This is a genomic window from Brachybacterium sp. FME24, assembly GCF_014897705.1.
In the GTDB taxonomy this organism is placed as follows: Bacteria; Actinomycetota; Actinomycetes; order Actinomycetales; family Dermabacteraceae; genus Brachybacterium.
The window spans coordinates 1-14,597 of sequence record NZ_JABUXV010000017.1 but is presented as its reverse complement, the minus strand read 5'-3'; the positions used below and the strand labels follow the sequence as shown (position 1 = coordinate 14,597).

Sequence of the window (14,597 nt, the reverse complement as noted above, 5' to 3'; positions counted from 1 at the left end):
GGGCACCGGGTTCTCGGTTCCGGTTGCCGCGCGGCCTCTGCCGAGGGAGTCCAGCCGCATCTCGTGACCCGTCAACGACGGTACCGGAGGGCTCCGACGGACGAGGAGCGCGCTCTCGTGCGACGTCTCGCGCCCGTAGACTCTCCGGGTGCGGTGCCATCATTTCGACTCCGGGGAGTGCAGGTCCTGCACGCTCCTGGACCTCCCCCGCCCGCGACAGATCGCGCAGGGTCGCGCCTGGGTCGAAACCCTGCTGGCCCCGTACCTGCACCCCGGCACCTCCTGGGGCGAGCCGATCCTGGGGCCCGAGGCCGGGTTCCGCGCCCGCGGGAAGATGGCCGTGGGCGGCACCACGCAGGACCCGATCCTCGGCCTGCCCGGCCAGAAGCTCAGTGCTGACCTGTGCGACTGCCCGCTGTACCCCGAGGGAGTCGAGGCAGTGCTCGAGGGGGCCAAGGCGCTGACCCGTCGGGCGCAGGTACCTCCGTACGATGTGGCCCGCCGCCGCGGCGAGCTCAAGAACGTCCTGGTCACCGCCTCGCCTGAGGGGGAGCATCTGCTGCGCCTGGTGCTGCGCAGCGAGCAGCCCCTGGGCAGGATCCGTGAGCACCTGCCCACGCTGTTGGCGGCGCACCCGTCGATCGTCGCGGTCACCGCGAACATTCACCCTGACCACACCACGCGGGTCGAAGGCGACGTGGAGATCCACCTCGCGGGGGCGGAGTCGATCGCCGTGCGCACCGGGGACGTCACCCTGTTCGCGCGCCCGCAGTCATTCCTGCAGACCAACACCGAGGTCGCGGGTCACCTCTACCGTCAGGCCGCGAGCTGGCTCGCAGAGCTCACGGACGGGTTCGGCGAAGCACCGCAGATCTGGGACCTCTACTGCGGCCTCGGCGGTTTCGCCCTGCACACCGCGCTGGCCGTCCCCACCGCGCACGTCACCGGGGTCGAGGTCTCCGCGCAGGCCATCACGGGAGCCCAGGAGGCCGCTGCGGCTCAGGACATCCCCTCCACGTTCCTGGTGGACGACGCGACCGCCTGGGCGATCCGGGAGGCCGCCGGCCCCGACGGCCCGCCCGATGCCGTGATCGTGAACCCGCCCCGTCGGGGCATCGGCCCCGAGCTCTCCGCCTGGCTCGAGGACAGCGGTGTGCGCGACGTCGTCTACTCCAGCTGCAACCCGACCACGCTCGCCACGGATCTCGCGGCCATGCCTTCGCTGGCCATCGTCGGGGGGCGCTACGTGGACATGTTCCCTCACACCGAGCACGCCGAGGTCATCGTGCGCCTGCGCCGCAGCGACCGACCTGACACAGTGGCCCACGAACCCGTCGACCAAGGAGCCCCATGACCGCGACACCCGAGACCCAGCTGACCGAGGTCACCCGCACCGTCAGTCCCGCGAAGGCCGGGAACACCGTCTCCCTCGCCCAGACCTTCCCCGTCGACCCGGAGGAGCTGTGGTCGGCGCTCACGATCGGGGATCACCTCACGGCATGGTTCGGTCGCGCAAGCGGCGAGGTCGCCGAGGGCGGCCGCTTCGAGCTGCCGGATATGGAGACCCGGGGCAGCCTCCTCGCCGTCGACGCACCCCACCGCCTCCTGCTGACCTGGGAGTCCGGTGGCAGCACGAGCGAGATGGAGCTGCTGGTGACGCCCGTCGAGGCCGCCCCCGCGACAACCGCAGATACAGACGCCGACGCGAGTCATGGCGGGACCGGGGGCGGTTCGCGCTTCGAGCTGCGCCACACCGTCCCGGCCGACGCGCACTGGGCGACCTTCGGACCGGCCGCGGTCGGGTGCGGCTGGGACGCAGCGCTGTATGCGCTGGCACTGCACCTCGAGGATCCGTCGGCTGAGCTGATGGACCGCCTCGGCCGCTTCGCGGGGTCCCCGGCAGGGGCCGAGTTCACCCGGGCCACGGCCGATGCCTGGTTCGAGGCGCACGTGGCCTCCGGTTCCGACAAGAAGCCTGCCCGCAAGGCCTCCGTGCGCACCGCCGCCTTCTACCTGGGCGAGGAGCCGAACCTGTCGTGACCAGCGCGCCCGAACCGTCGGCCGCGGTCACCCTGCTGACCCTGGGCGGCACCATCTTCATGACCCAGGATCCCGCGGGCAGGCATGCCGCGCCGGATGCCGAGGCCGGATCGCGGCTGTCCCGCATCCCGATCGCCGGGGTCGAGCTCGCTCACCACGAGATCGCCAACGTCTCCTCGTCCGACGTGCGGCCCCGCCACCTGCGCGAGGTCCTGGAGCATGCCCGTCGCGCGGTCGACGAGGGGGCCGACGGGGTGGTCCTCACTCACGGCACCGACACCCTCGAGGAGTCGGCGTTCCTGCTGAACCGGTACTGGGACCGCACGGCGCCGCTGGTGGTGACCGGTGCGATGCGCCCGGCGAGCGCCCTCGGTGCCGACGGGCCCGCGAACCTGCACGACGCGGTGAGCACGGCGGCCGCCTCCCCGGCACGCGGGCTCGGCGTGCTCGTGGTGTTCGACGGCCTCGTCCATCTCGCAGACCAGGTCACCAAGGTCTCCTCCCGCTCCGTCTCCGCTTTCGCCTCCGCCCCCGCAGGGCCGGTCGCCATGGTCGACGGGGGCGACGTGCAGCTGCTGCACCGGCCCCTCGGAGGCGCCGCGCGATCACAGGAACCGCTGCCGGAGACGTTGCCCGAGGTGCCGATGATGATGGCGGGCCTGGACGAGGACTTCTCCCTGCTCGACTCCCTGGCCCCGCGCGCGGTCGAGGGACTCGTGATCGCGGGCGTCGGGATGGGCCACGTCTCCCCCGCCGCGATGCCGCGCCTGCGCCGCCTGCTGGATGCGGGCACGCCCGTGGTGGTCGCGACCCGCATCGCCAGCGGAGGCACGTCGACCCACCACTATGCCTACCCCGGCAGCGAGGTGGACCTGCTGGGCGCGGGCGCGGTCATGGCCGGATTCCTGCCGCCGGCGAAGGCCCGCCTGCTGCTGCAGACCCTGCTCGCCGCCGACGCGGTTCCCGAGCAGATCCGCGCGTCGTTCGACGCCTTCGCCTCGTAGACCCGGCCTGCCGATACTGTCCCTCGGGTGGACCTTCGCAGCGCGGCAGAACTCGCCATCACCCTCGCCCGGGACGCCGGCGACTTCGCCGTCGCCGAGCACGACGTGGCCCGGATCGAGGCCAAGGGCAATGGCTCGGACCTCGTCACCCATGTGGACCGCGAGGCCGAGCGCCGGATCGTGACGGCTCTGCGCGAGCACTACCCGGACCACGCGATCCTCGGCGAGGAGGAGGGCGAGCAGGGAGCGGGCGCCGGGGCGAGTCACCGCTGGCTGATCGACCCGCTGGACGGCACCAACAACTACGTCCTGGACCTCGACGTCTACGGCGTGTGCATCACGCTGTGCGAGGGCGATCAGCCAGTGCTCGCCGTCGTGCACGACTCGCCGCGACGACGCACCTACTGGGCGATTGCCGGCCAGGGCGCGTGGCTGAGGAGCGACGGCAGGGACGACCGGCGCTTGAGCGTCGGCGAGCCCGCGCCGCTCGCGCGCACCACGATCTCCTTCACCCAGGGCTACGAGATCGGCCACGACGACGCCCGTCGGAACCAGATGTTCGACGCGCTGGAACGGGAGACGAAGCGCCTGCTGCGCAGCTGGGCGCCGTCCTCGGACTGGGGCCTGCTGGCCACCGGCCGTCTCGGCGCCATGGTCGCCTATCGCAACGAGATCTGGGACCGCGTGGGCGGCACCCTCCTCGCCCAGGAAGCCGGGGCCGACGTGCGCACCGACCCCAGCGGTGACCTGGTCATCGTCGGCATCCCGCAGACGGTGCAGGAGCTCGACGAACTGCTCGGCACGACGACCACGACAGAGACAACGCCTTCGGCTCCCGGGGAGACCTCGCCGTTCACGATGATTCCCCGCAAGTACCGGATCGCGGAGAACGACCTCGCTTTCGCCGTTCTCGATGCGAACCCGGTCTCACCGGGACATGCACTAATCATGCCCGTGCGCCAGATTACGACCTGGTTCGACGCGACCCCCGAGGAGCAGCGTGCAGCCTGGGACCTGGTCGATGTCGTGAAGACCCAGCACGACGAGGCTCTCGTCCCCGACGGGTACAACGTCGGGTTCAATGCGGGTGCCTCTGCCGGGCAGACTGTGTTCCACGCGCATCTCCACGTGATCCCCCGGTACTCGGGAGACGTCGAGGACCCGACCGGTGGGGTCCGACATGCGGTGATCGGCCAGGGGTACTACTGAGCCGACCACTGCGTCGGCTCAGACCTGAGCCGGCACCCGCAGGATCTGGGTGACGGGCGTGCCGTCGGCCTCGGGGAACTCGAGGCCGAGCAGGTGGGCGAAGGTCGCGGCCTCGTCAGGGACGGTGCAGCGCGAGAATTTCACGCCGGGCTCGATGTCGGGGCCGGCCATCGCGAACACGGCCTGGATGTCCTGTTCGGGCAGGTGGCCGTGCTGGCTGAGGAGGAACGTGTAGTCCGGATCGAAGCGTCCGTACAGCGACCGCCCGTCCCAGAGGTTCTGGAAGTTGGTGCCGCTGGTGCCCTCCAGGATGCCGATGAAGGGGCCGTCGTAGCCGTAGTCCTCGCGCATGTCCGCCAGCGGATGGAACGCCTCGACGGGGATCTCCGGATCTTGCACCCACTCCTCGATGAGCGCGAGCACACGCTCACGGGTGGAGTCATCGGCCGCAGGATTGAGGTGCAGCTGGCCGGTCAGACCACAGCCGTGCACCCAGGCGTCCCAGGAGGCGACCTGACCGTCCTCGTCCAGACGGACCAGCCCCTCCTGCACCAGGAGGTGGTTGGCGCGGAAGCAGCGGCCCACCTCGACATGCCCGTGGTCGGAGACGATCGCGACATTGGTGTCCTCGGAGACGCCGCTCTCCGTCAGGGCGTCGAGGATCTCCCCGATCCAGCCATCGACCCGTTCGAACGCCTCGCGCACCTCGTCGGTGAAGCGCCCGGTCGAGTGCCGGGCCGAGTCGACGTCGACCAGGTGCACGAACAGCACGTCGGGCTGGTCGGTGCGGATCATGTCGACGGCGACGGAGGTGTTGAAGCGGCCGAAGCGGTGCTTGGTGTCCCAGCCGATCTCCCCCGCATGGCGGTCGACGTAGGACCGGCCGCGCGGCGAGGCCGCCTCACGCAGGACCGCCAGAGTGGGCTCGAGACCGGCAGTATCCCAGATCTCCGGGACTGCGATGTCGATCGAGGGGGACCATCCGGTCACCGGCCAACCGACGCTCGCCGAGGTCAGCCCCTTGTGCGCCGCCAGGTCGAAGATCGTCGGGCAGGTGATGTCACGCGCGTCCCAGAACCAGTCGGGCCTGCGCTCCCCTACCTGGACCTGCTCGTTGGCGTAGATGCCGTGGCCATCCACTGTCCGAGCGGTGGTCTGCGAGGTGTGGTTGGGATAGGTCACCGTCGGGTAGATCGCCTCGGCGCTCCCCCAGCCACCAGCCAGGATGCGGGCGAAGTTCGGCAGCGTACGGGCGAAGGGCACGTCGACGACACTCATGGCATCGACAGAGATCACTACCAGGCGACGGTGGGAGCGGGGTGCCGGAGCATCCGGAGCAACGGGCTGCGCGGTCTGGTCGGAGGGGGACACGGGTGACTCCTCAGGACGGGTATGGAAGCGCTCCCACACTAGGTGCGCCGAGCCTCCGCCCGGCGGCGCCCTGATGAACGGCACGGGAAATCGCCCGGCGGCCTGTTCATCGTCGGCCTGTTCGTCGTCGGCCCGACGGAGCTGAGCGCCCCACCTGTCCGGGAGGTGGGGCGCTCAGCTGGTCGTGGGCGATCACCTGCAGGCGATCGACGGGGGCCGGTGGTGCGGTTCAGGCTCCGTGGACCAGGCAGAACGGGTGGCCGGCCAGGTCGACGTAGACCCGGAAGCTGCCGGATGCGGAGGGCTGATGCTCGTGCCGGGTCGCGCCGAGCGCGAGCACCTGCGGCTCGGCGCCGTCGATGTCGGACACCGAGAAGTCGAGATGGAACTGCTGGGGGTGGACACCACCGGGCCAGGTCGGCCGCTGATAGTCCTCGACCCGTTGGAAGGCGAGGGTGGCCTCGCCGTCGGGATTCTCCGGAGTGAGGCCTCCGCGCGGCGGGGCGAGGGTCGCCCAGTCCGGATCCGATCCGTCCTCCAGGCGCCAGCGCAGGAGCTTCGCGTAGAAGGTCGCGAGCTCCAATGCATCGGGACAGTCCAGGACGATCAGATCGAGCTGCGGGACGATGGGTTCCTGCTCCAGGTTCTCCATGGGGACACCGTAGGAGCCGTGGAGTCGCAGGGGAAGGGCTGCGGGCCTGATGTTTCTGCCTCCGCGATGGTCAGGCGTGGACCGGTCACGCCGGTGACACCGGTTCGGGCTCGCTCATCTCGGTCTCCGCACGACCTGGTCACTGCGATCTGCGCCTGGGACGGGCCCCCTGTCCGCTCCCGGCGCAGTGCACGGTTCCCCACGGCTTGCCCGGCGGTGACAGACTGGAGCCAGTCCATTCAGCGTCTCGAGAGGTGCCTCCATGACCGTTCCTGTTGACCCGACTCCTGCCCTGCAGGAGTACGCACACCCCGAGAAGCTCGTGACCACCCAATGGCTGGCCGACACCCTCGGCGCGGCAGGTTCCGGGAATCTGGTCGTCGTCGAATCCGACGAAGATGTGCTCCTGTACGAGACCGGCCACATCCCCGGCTCCGTGAAGATCGACTGGCACCTGGACCTCAACGACCAGGTCACCCGTGATTACGTCGACGGCGAGGGTTTCGCGAAGCTCATGGACGCCTCCGGCATCACCCGAGAGACCACCGTCGTGGTCTACGGCGACAAGTCGAACTGGTGGGCCGCGTACGCCCTGTGGGTGTTCGAGCTGTTCGGCCACCCCGACGTGCGTCTGCTCGACGGTGGCCGCGCCGCCTGGCAGGCGGAGGGCCGCGAGCTGACGACCTCGACCGACGCCGTACCGGCCGCGACGAGCGGGTACCCCGTCATCGAGCGCGAGGACGCCCCGATCCGCGCCTTCCGCGAGGACGTCCTGGACTTCCTCGGCGGCCAGCTGGTCGATGTGCGCTCCCCCCAGGAGTTCTCCGGCGAGCGCACCCACATGCCCGACTACCCGCAGGAGGGCACCGTGCGCGGCGGGCACATCCCCTCGGCCCGGTCCGTGCCGTGGGCGCGTGCAGCGGCGGAGGACGGCCGTTTCAAGTCCCGCACCGATCTCGAGGCGATCTACCAGGGCGAACTCGGCTTCGACACCTCTGCCCCGGTCATCGCCTACTGCCGCATCGGCGAGCGCTCGGCTCACACCTGGTTCGCGCTGACGTACCTGCTGGGCTTCGAGAACGTGCGCAACTACGACGGCTCCTGGACGGAATGGGGCAACGCCGTGCGCCTGCCCATCGCCGTCGGCACCGAGCCCGGGGAGGTCCCCACCCGATGACCGACGCACTGCCCGCAGCTTTCGCCGAGATCGCCGACGACTTCCATGCCCTGGGCGGGAAGGATCGGCTGCAGCTGCTCCTGGAGTTCTCGCAGAGCCTTCCGGCATTGCCCGAGCGCTACGCCGAGCACCCCGAGCTGCTCGAGCCGGTTCCGGAGTGCCAGTCGCCGATCTTCCTGATCACAGAGGTGGACGGCACGGGCCGTGACGCGACCGCGCGCCTGTTCTTCTCCGCCCCGCCGGAAGCCCCGACCACCCGCGGCTTCGCGTCGATCCTCGCGGAAGCTCTGGACGGACGCACGGTGGGCGAGGTGCTCGACACCCCCGAGGCCGTGACCGGCGAACTGGGACTCGCGGAGGTCGTCAGCCCCCTGCGGCTGAACGGCATGGCGGGGATGCTCGTACGCATCAAACGCCAGATCCGCGCGAAGGCTGCTCTCTGACCTGCAGACCTAGTGGCCTGCTGATCCACTGACCTGCTGACGCGTGCGGCGCCGGGACCCTACCGAGGGCCCGGCGCCGCATGTCGTACCCGACCCGCGCAAGCCCGCCCCAGCTACCGGCGTCGAGGGGTGAACCCTCAGCGCTTCGGGGCCGACTTGGACCCGGGCTTCGGGGGCTTCACCTCGCCCTCCCGCTGCCCGTACCTCTCGTAGGCCTTCTCCGCCCCGGTGCGCAGCATGCCGAACGCGGCCCTGCCGGCCTCGGACTGCGCGAAGTTGTAGGCCGCCTGAGCCCGCGCCGCGAAGCTCTGTCGTTCCGCCTCGGTGGCGTCCTCGTCGCCCGGCCCGCCGGTCGGTGAGGCGAAGTCTTCGACCGTCGGGGACTCGAATCCGTCCGCCACGGGCGGCAGCCCGCTCTCGATCCGCTCGTGCCGGTCCAGTGCGACCTTCAGCTCGAGCGGCACCTTGACCTGACGCACCAGGGTCGCGCGCACGTCCTCCCGGACCCGCGACGCCTGCGAGGCGAAGAACTCCTGGACGTCGTGCGCCTCGTCGTCGAGTTCGAACGCCTTCCCCAGAAGGTAGGACGCGAGATCAGAGGCGACCTCCGGAGACAGCCCGTAGCGGTCCGCCGAGGAGGGCGCATTGCGCAGGTCGATCGCATCATCTCGCTCGAGCACGCTGGGGGCGATCTCGAGCGCGGAGAGCACATCCTCGACGAACGCGTGGAAGCTCGCCCCCCCCGGCACGTCGGCGCGCCGCAGCTCGGTGCGCCCGCGCTCGTCGGGCAGACGGACCTGGGTCACTCCCTCGCGGGCGAACTCGTCCTGCGCGGCGCGGCGCACCAGGCGGCGGGCGGCACGGACCAGGTGCCCGGAGTCAGCAGTGCGCGGGATGCCGGGGGCGACCGCCCGGGCATCGGCGAGGATCCTGGAGTGGGTCGTCGAGCTGTCGGTACGTCGGCGCACCGCGGCCGGCACCTCGGCGATCCGGTCTCGGATCGTGGCGATCGGCTTCATGGACGCTCCTCCTGCGGGATCGGATACCTGCCCATCGTACGGAGGCACCAGCTCCCCGGTAGCGACCAGGCGGTCGGCGCCTGCAGGAACAGCCCCCTTCCCTTCTCCGTTGAACCACGCGACGATCGATGCACGACCATCGACACCCGATGCACAGGAGAAGACGACATGGCTGACCTCTCATACACCGTTCCCGGCCTCGGCACCGAGGACTCCCTCCGGCTCGTCGAGGCCCTGCAGGATCGGCTGCACGCGATGAACGACCTCCACCTCACGCTCAAGCACGCGCACTGGAACGTCGTGGGACCCCGCTTCATCGCGGTGCACGAGATGCTGGATCCCCAGGTGGAGGAGGTTCGCGGCTACACCGACGATCTGGCGGAGCGGATCGCCCAGCTGGGCGCCTCCCCCGTCGGCACCCCCGGGCGGATCGTCGCCGAGCGCAGCTGGTCCGATTACACCCTCGGCAAGGCCGATACCCAGGAGCACCTGACAGCGCTGGACGAGGTCTACGCGGGCATCATCTCCTCGAACCGGAAGGCCGTCACCCTGGCCGGCGAACTGGACCCCATGACCGAGGACATCCTGGTCGAGCAGACCCGGGGACTGGAGAAGTTCCAGTGGTTCCTCCGCGCCCACCTGGAGGGTTCGCAGGCCTGACCTGCTGACACTGCACGTCTCCCGCCTCGGCGCCGTCCCCTTCGCGGGGGTGGCGCCGAGTACCGTGAGGGCCCGACCCCAGGAGGACCCCGCATGCCGATCGCTGACCCGACCGCCGACGAGCTCACTGCGCTGCAGGACGAGGCGGTGGAGTTCACCCGTGACCTGATCCGGATCGACACCACCAACTTCGGCGGCAATGACCCCGAGACCTGGGGCACAGGGGAGACGGAAGCGGCCGACTACGTCGTCGCGAAGCTGCGCGAGGTGGGCCTGGCGCCTGAGGTGCACGAGTCCGCACCGGGGCGCCCCAGTGTCTTCGTCCGCCTCAGCGGCGCGAACCCCGAACGCGGCGGCCTGGTCATCCACGGTCATCTCGACGTGGTGCCGGCCCGGGCCGAGGACTGGTCGGCGGACCCCTTCGGCGCGGAGATCCGCGACGGTATGATCTACGGCCGCGGCGCCGTGGACATGAAGGACATGGTGGGGATGATCCTGGCGCTGGCGAGGCATCTGGCCCGCACCCGACAGGCTCCCCCGCGCGATCTGCTGTTCGTCTTCTTCGCCGACGAGGAGAACGGCGGGGTGTGGGGCAGCGAATGGATGGTCGAGCACCGCCCGGAGCTGTTCGACGGCATGACGGAAGCGATCAGCGAGGTCGGAGGCTATTCGATCACTCTGCCGGAGAAGGACACCGGCGAGGACGTGCGCGCCTACCTCGTCCAGACCGCGGAGAAGGGGCTGGCCTGGGGCAGGCTGCGGGCCATCGGCCGCGCCGGGCACGGCTCCGTCCCCAACGAGGAGAACGCCATCGTGCGTCTGGCCCGCGCGATCACCGCGATCGACGAGCACGAGTTCCCCTTCGAGTGCATCGCGAGCGTGCGGGACCTGTTCGACGGGGTCACCGAGATCACCGGCATCGGCTGGGACGAGCAGGACATCCGCGAGTTCCTGCCGCTCCTGGGCGGGGCGCGCCAGTTCGTCTCCGGCACCCTCGGCGACTCGGTGAACATGACGATGCTGAGCTCCGGGTACAAGGGCAACGTCATCCCGCAGACGGCCGAGGCGACCTTCGACGCCCGCTTCCTCCCGGGGCATCAGGATGAGCTGTTGGCCCTGCTGGACGAACTCACCGGGGAGCACGTCGAGGTGGTCATCGACCACATCGGCAACTCGGTGGACTCCCCGCGCGACTCCGCCCTGGTCAGCGTGATGACCCAGTCCATCCAGGCGGAGGATCCCGGCTCCCGGGTGCTTCCGTACTGCCTCAGCGGCGGCACGGACAACAAGTCCCTGTACCGGGAGCTCGGCATCACCGGCTACGGTTTCGCGCCGCTCCAGCTGCCCAAGGATCTCGACTTCGCGCCGCTGTTCCACGGGGTCGACGAGCGGGTCCCCGTCGATGCGGTGCGTTTCGGCGCGCGGGTGCTGCTGCGCCTGGCACGGGACTGCTGATCAGTCGTCCGGTTCCTGGGGCTCCGGGATGAGCCACTCGATGACCAGCTCCTGCGGGATCGGGTCCTCCGGGCTCAGGCCGGTGTACCAGCTCGGCAGCAGCCGCAGCAGGGCGCCCAGGAGCGGCTCCCGATCGAGCTCCTTCCCGTCGCGGGCATCCTGCTCCGTCTCGACGAGCCACCGGGTGAGCAGGTCCAGCGAGCCTCCCGCGAAGAACCTGCCCGTCTCCGGGACGGGCAGGTAGGACGGTACCTGGTCGCCGAGGTGACCCAGGGCGACGACGTGCAGATCGGCCAGCGTGTCGACCAGGATCATGTAGGTGCGGTGGGTGAACTTCCAGTCCAGCGCACCGCGCAGGAAGGCATGGTGGTGGGCCACATAGGCGACCATGGTCGCAGCGGCGACCTGAACCATCTCCTGGATGGACCTGCCTTCGGCCGCGAGCTCGGCACTGCGCTCCTGCTGACGGTCGAACATAGCTCCGAGCATCGCGCCCATCAGGTCGTCGAGACCGGAGAAATGGCTGTAGAACGCCGCTCGACTGACGCCGGCCCGGTGGGCGAGGGCGTTCACGGTGACTTCGCCGTCACTCGCGCTGAGATCGCGTGCCGCGGCGAAGATCGCCGCCCTGGTTCTCGCCGGCCTGGGGTCCGGCGCGCGGCCGTCTGTGCTGGGCATTGCTCCATGGTAGCCCGCAGGCCCGCGCCTTTTGGGGCAGGATGACCACATGGCCAGTTTCCTGTCCGGCCTCACCGGGCGCCAGCAGCCGCAGGGCCATCCCCTGCTCGAGGAGCTGACAGGCCAGTCGATCATCCATACCCGCGTCGCCTCCCGTGGGACCTGGACCGTCACGGGGCGCGGATGGGTGCTGCACTCCCGGATCCAGCGACTCGACTCTCCCGCGTCCCCACCCGAGTCCGAGGCCGCCGTCGGCCTGCGTGATCCACGGCTGCTCGGGGCCACCATCGCCGGAGCCGAGATGCTGGGCGACGGACTTCTGACACTCTTCCTGCAGGCCCGGTCAGGCCCGTTGCGACTGACGACGACACCTCGCTGGCGCCTGGACGGCCCCCGCGGTGCACTGCTGAGCGCCGACGAGAAGGGCCGGATCACCGCTGAGCCGCCCGGTGCGGCGATCCATGCGACACCGGAGGCACTGGCCGCGCACGCCGACTCCCGGCCCAGCGCGTTGGACGAACACCTGCGGGAGCTCGGTCGGGACGCCTGGCTGCATCCAGGGCACGTGGTGCAGGTGCTGGCACACGCCGGGGCCTTGGAGGACAGGGAGTTCGAACGACGAGGCACGATGCTGCTCGCGCGCATGCTCGCCCGCGGGGAGCTCCGAGCCGGATTCGCGGCCGACGGGCGGTTCACACCCTGGGACCTCCCGCTCCCGGAGATCGTCGAACACATCGGGACCACGTGGGCGGCGCTCGGCGGGCGCACGCCCGACAGGGACATGATCGCCTGGTTCGCGCTGACCGACGTCGGCCGTGACTCCTTGGGGCCGACGAGCCGGCTGTCGATGCCACCGGGGATGTCCGGTTACGACAGCCCGGGCGTCGTCGGCGGATTTCGGTGAGCTCTCCCCCGGAGCGCTCCCCCGCGACCCGCGCTCCCTCTCGACCCGCCACCCCTGACGGTTCGTGCCGAACGCTACAGGCCAATGGGCCGTCGGCGGACACGATTTAGAGCAGATGTCCGGTTTCTCTCGGCCAGTCCCACGAATCGGTGAACCAGGGGTGAACAGCGAGGTGGAGGCCGCTGTCGCCGTCGAGCGGCGTCGCGGCACGATTCGGTCCCGCGCGACGTTACGCTGGGAGCCACTCGTCGAGAAAGGCGTTGGAGATGCCAGAACGTACCGTGAAGATCGCCAGCACCAGCGGGCTCCATGCCCGTCCCGCGGCGATCTTCTCCCAAGCGGCCAGCGAGCAATCGGCCGCTGTCACCATCGAGAAGGTCGGCGCTTCCCCCGTGCAGGCCTCCAGCATCCTCATGCTGCTCACCCTGAACGTCGACCACGGGGACGAGGTGACGCTGCGCGCCGAGGGTGACGAGGCCGAGGAGTCGCTGAACGCTCTGGCTGCTCTGCTCGAGAAGAACCTCGACGAGAACTTCTGAGGACCACTGCGCCCCGGTGAAGGGCGCGCCCCTCCGGTCACACAGTTCGCGGCCGCACCCTGATGGAGGCGAAGCCGATCGCTGCGAGACCTGCGACGCACGCTCCGAGCGTCATGGCCGCCGCAGGGCCGTCGGAATCCACGAGCACCCCGCCCACCACGGCACCGGTCATGATCGCTACCTGGAAGGCGGTGACCTGGAGGGCCATCGCTGATTCGACGCGACGGGGCTCGATCGCCGAGACCCACAACTGGGTGGTCACGGGCACCATGTTGAAGCCGACGCCCCAGAGGATGACCGCTGCAGCGAGCACCCAGGTCTGATCTGTGGAGGCCAGCATCGCCAGTGCGATGGCGAAGATGGCCGGCCCTGCAGTTGCCGCCCAGCGCAGCCATCGGGACGAGAGGTAGCCGCCGGCCAGGTTGCCCAGCAGGCCGCCGAGTCCCCACGCCAGCAGCAGGACGGAGACCGCGGCCGCATCGATCTCCTCGATCGCGACCCGGATGTACGGGTAGGCGATGAAGTTGGCGAAGGCGGCGACGAAGATCACCGCGACTCCGAGGACCAGGCGTCGGTTGGTGAGCACTGCGCGCATCATCGCAAGCCCCGCTCCGGGCTGCGCGGGGACCGGGGGCAGCATCCGCCACAGCACCACGCCCGCGGCGAGGGTCAGCACGGAGATCACCAGGAACACGGCACGCCAGCCGATGATGTCTCCGAGCACGGACGAGACGGGCACACCGATGATGGTGGCCGTACTGGTGCCGAGTGCGACCGTGGTCGAGACGAGGGCAGCCTTTCCCGTCACCTGGACGCCGACCGACAGTGCGAACGACCAGAAGCCTGCGATGGCGATGCCCAGGAGAACACGGGCCGCGAGCACCACCGTCAGGGTCGGCGCGACCGCGACGATCGCATTCGAGATGATCGCCAGCAGAAGCAGGGTCAGCAGCACCGTGCGCCGGTCCGTCCGGGGAAGGAGCGACGCGATCGTGGGGGCGGTGAGCGCTCCGGCGAGGGCGGTGGCGGCGATCGTCAGGCCTGCCTGCCCCTCGGTGACGGCGAGGTCGGCAGCCATGCCCGGCAGCACACCGGCGGGGATGAACTCCGCCCCGACCAGCGCGGCGGTGCCGGCGGAGAGCGCCAGGGCGATCACGACGGGGTGGCGCCCGCGCGCCGGCGGGCGGGCAGCTTCGCTCTCGGGCAGTGTAGCGACGGTCTCGGTCGGGCAGGTCGACATGCCTCTAGCATCCGCCATCATCGGCGCTCCGGGGAAGTCTGCCCACCGCGGTGAGACGCACGCTACCCGGCGCCGGCACGGGGGCTCGATACCCGGGGCGGCAGAGCTTGTGGGCATGAAAAAAGGGAGTGGGAGAGGCGAGCCCCTCGAAAGGGTCTCCAGCACTCTCCCACTCCCACAAAGATGTCCGGCGGCGACCTACTCTC

The 14,597-nt window shown here is 70.2% G+C and carries 15 protein-coding genes; 10 read left to right on the top strand and 5 right to left on the bottom strand.

The window, feature by feature from the left end; translation table 11 throughout:
* Positions 1-148 precede the first annotated feature (148 nt).
* Genes INT51_RS17195 through INT51_RS22760 form a run of 4 tightly spaced genes read left to right on the top strand, consistent with a single transcriptional unit; the run spans position 149 to position 4,253 of the window.
* Positions 149-1,354 (top strand): methyltransferase domain-containing protein, encoded by a 1,206-nt coding sequence (locus INT51_RS17195; protein WP_193106565.1) that lies wholly within the window; start codon positions 149-151, stop codon positions 1,352-1,354.
* Positions 1,351-2,040, top strand: coding sequence for an SRPBCC domain-containing protein (locus INT51_RS17190; RefSeq protein WP_193106564.1), 690 nt, complete (start codon positions 1,351-1,353; stop codon positions 2,038-2,040). Before INT51_RS17195 ends, INT51_RS17190 begins: the two co-directional genes overlap by 4 nt.
* A complete protein-coding gene (locus tag INT51_RS17185) occupies positions 2,037-3,044 on the top strand; it encodes an asparaginase (RefSeq protein ID WP_304502232.1) in 1,008 nt (335 codons plus the stop codon). The genes INT51_RS17190 and INT51_RS17185 overlap by 4 nt, the downstream gene beginning before the upstream one ends.
* 27 nt (positions 3,045-3,071) lie before the next feature.
* On the top strand, positions 3,072-4,253 hold the full coding sequence (locus tag INT51_RS22760; protein WP_193106563.1) for an inositol monophosphatase family protein: 1,182 nt from the start codon (positions 3,072-3,074) through the stop codon (positions 4,251-4,253).
* A gap of 18 nt (positions 4,254-4,271) precedes the next feature.
* On the opposite strand, the gene INT51_RS17175 is transcribed toward INT51_RS22760, so the two are convergent.
* Together INT51_RS17175 and INT51_RS17170 are read right to left on the bottom strand one after the other, a co-directional pair.
* Positions 4,272-5,624, bottom strand: coding sequence for an alkaline phosphatase family protein (locus INT51_RS17175; protein ID WP_193106562.1), 1,353 nt, complete (start codon positions 5,622-5,624; stop codon positions 4,272-4,274).
* 229 nt (positions 5,625-5,853) lie between these two features.
* Positions 5,854-6,276, bottom strand: a complete 423-nt coding sequence (locus INT51_RS17170; protein ID WP_193106561.1) for a VOC family protein — start codon at positions 6,274-6,276, stop codon at positions 5,854-5,856.
* 262 nt (positions 6,277-6,538) lie between these two features.
* Between INT51_RS17170 and INT51_RS17165 the strand changes: the two genes are divergently transcribed.
* Both INT51_RS17165 and INT51_RS17160 read left to right on the top strand, forming a co-directional pair.
* Complete coding sequence (locus INT51_RS17165) at positions 6,539-7,453, top strand: sulfurtransferase (protein ID WP_193106560.1); 915 nt, start codon at positions 6,539-6,541, stop codon at positions 7,451-7,453.
* Positions 7,450-7,896: a SufE family protein gene (locus INT51_RS17160; RefSeq protein ID WP_193106559.1), complete on the top strand. Its 447-nt coding sequence runs from the start codon at positions 7,450-7,452 to the stop codon at positions 7,894-7,896. Before INT51_RS17165 ends, INT51_RS17160 begins: the two co-directional genes overlap by 4 nt.
* Positions 7,897-8,033: 137 nt before the next feature.
* Here the strand turns inward: INT51_RS17160 and INT51_RS17155 are convergent, their stop codons facing one another.
* Positions 8,034-8,915 (bottom strand): hypothetical protein, encoded by an 882-nt coding sequence (locus INT51_RS17155; RefSeq protein ID WP_193106558.1) that lies wholly within the window; start codon positions 8,913-8,915, stop codon positions 8,034-8,036.
* 168 nt (positions 8,916-9,083) lie between these two features.
* Here INT51_RS17155 and dps point away from each other — a divergent pair, with 168 nt between their 5' ends.
* Positions 9,084-9,575, top strand: coding sequence for a DNA starvation/stationary phase protection protein Dps (gene dps / locus INT51_RS17150; RefSeq protein ID WP_193106557.1), 492 nt, complete (start codon positions 9,084-9,086; stop codon positions 9,573-9,575).
* Positions 9,576-9,668: 93 nt separating this feature from the next.
* Complete coding sequence (locus INT51_RS17145) at positions 9,669-11,030, top strand: M20/M25/M40 family metallo-hydrolase (RefSeq protein ID WP_193106556.1); 1,362 nt, start codon at positions 9,669-9,671, stop codon at positions 11,028-11,030.
* Here INT51_RS17145 and INT51_RS17140 read toward each other — a convergent pair whose 3' ends face one another.
* Entirely contained in the window at positions 11,031-11,708 is a 678-nt protein-coding gene (locus INT51_RS17140; RefSeq protein ID WP_226985864.1) for a TetR/AcrR family transcriptional regulator, read from the bottom strand.
* 49 nt (positions 11,709-11,757) lie between these two features.
* Here INT51_RS17140 and INT51_RS17135 point away from each other — a divergent pair, with 49 nt between their 5' ends.
* Together INT51_RS17135 and INT51_RS17130 are read left to right on the top strand one after the other, a co-directional pair.
* Complete coding sequence (locus INT51_RS17135; RefSeq protein WP_193106554.1) at positions 11,758-12,612, top strand: hypothetical protein; 855 nt, start codon at positions 11,758-11,760, stop codon at positions 12,610-12,612.
* 266 nt (positions 12,613-12,878) lie between these two features.
* A complete protein-coding gene (locus INT51_RS17130) occupies positions 12,879-13,151 on the top strand; it encodes an HPr family phosphocarrier protein (protein WP_193106553.1) in 273 nt (90 codons plus the stop codon).
* Between the two features lie 37 nt (positions 13,152-13,188).
* Here the strand turns inward: INT51_RS17130 and INT51_RS17125 are convergent, their stop codons facing one another.
* A complete protein-coding gene (locus INT51_RS17125; protein WP_193106552.1) occupies positions 13,189-14,391 on the bottom strand; it encodes an MFS transporter in 1,203 nt (400 codons plus the stop codon).
* Positions 14,392-14,597: the final 206 nt, after the last annotated feature.

Coding starts and splice junctions, on each gene's coding strand:
- INT51_RS17190 (WP_193106564.1), top strand. CDS start 1,351: ATGACCGCGACACCCGAGACCCAGCTGACCGAGGTCACCCGCACCGTC.
- INT51_RS17170 (WP_193106561.1), bottom strand. CDS start 6,276: ATGGAGAACCTGGAGCAGGAACCCATCGTCCCGCAGCTCGATCTGATC.
- INT51_RS17165 (WP_193106560.1), top strand. CDS start 6,539: ATGACCGTTCCTGTTGACCCGACTCCTGCCCTGCAGGAGTACGCACAC.
- INT51_RS17160 (WP_193106559.1), top strand. CDS start 7,450: ATGACCGACGCACTGCCCGCAGCTTTCGCCGAGATCGCCGACGACTTC.
- INT51_RS17155 (WP_193106558.1), bottom strand. CDS start 8,915: ATGAAGCCGATCGCCACGATCCGAGACCGGATCGCCGAGGTGCCGGCC.
- dps (WP_193106557.1), top strand. CDS start 9,084: ATGGCTGACCTCTCATACACCGTTCCCGGCCTCGGCACCGAGGACTCC.
- INT51_RS17145 (WP_193106556.1), top strand. CDS start 9,669: ATGCCGATCGCTGACCCGACCGCCGACGAGCTCACTGCGCTGCAGGAC.
- INT51_RS17140 (WP_226985864.1), bottom strand. CDS start 11,708: ATGCCCAGCACAGACGGCCGCGCGCCGGACCCCAGGCCGGCGAGAACC.
- INT51_RS17135 (WP_193106554.1), top strand. CDS start 11,758: ATGGCCAGTTTCCTGTCCGGCCTCACCGGGCGCCAGCAGCCGCAGGGC.
- INT51_RS17130 (WP_193106553.1), top strand. CDS start 12,879: ATGCCAGAACGTACCGTGAAGATCGCCAGCACCAGCGGGCTCCATGCC.
- INT51_RS17125 (WP_193106552.1), bottom strand. CDS start 14,391: ATGTCGACCTGCCCGACCGAGACCGTCGCTACACTGCCCGAGAGCGAA.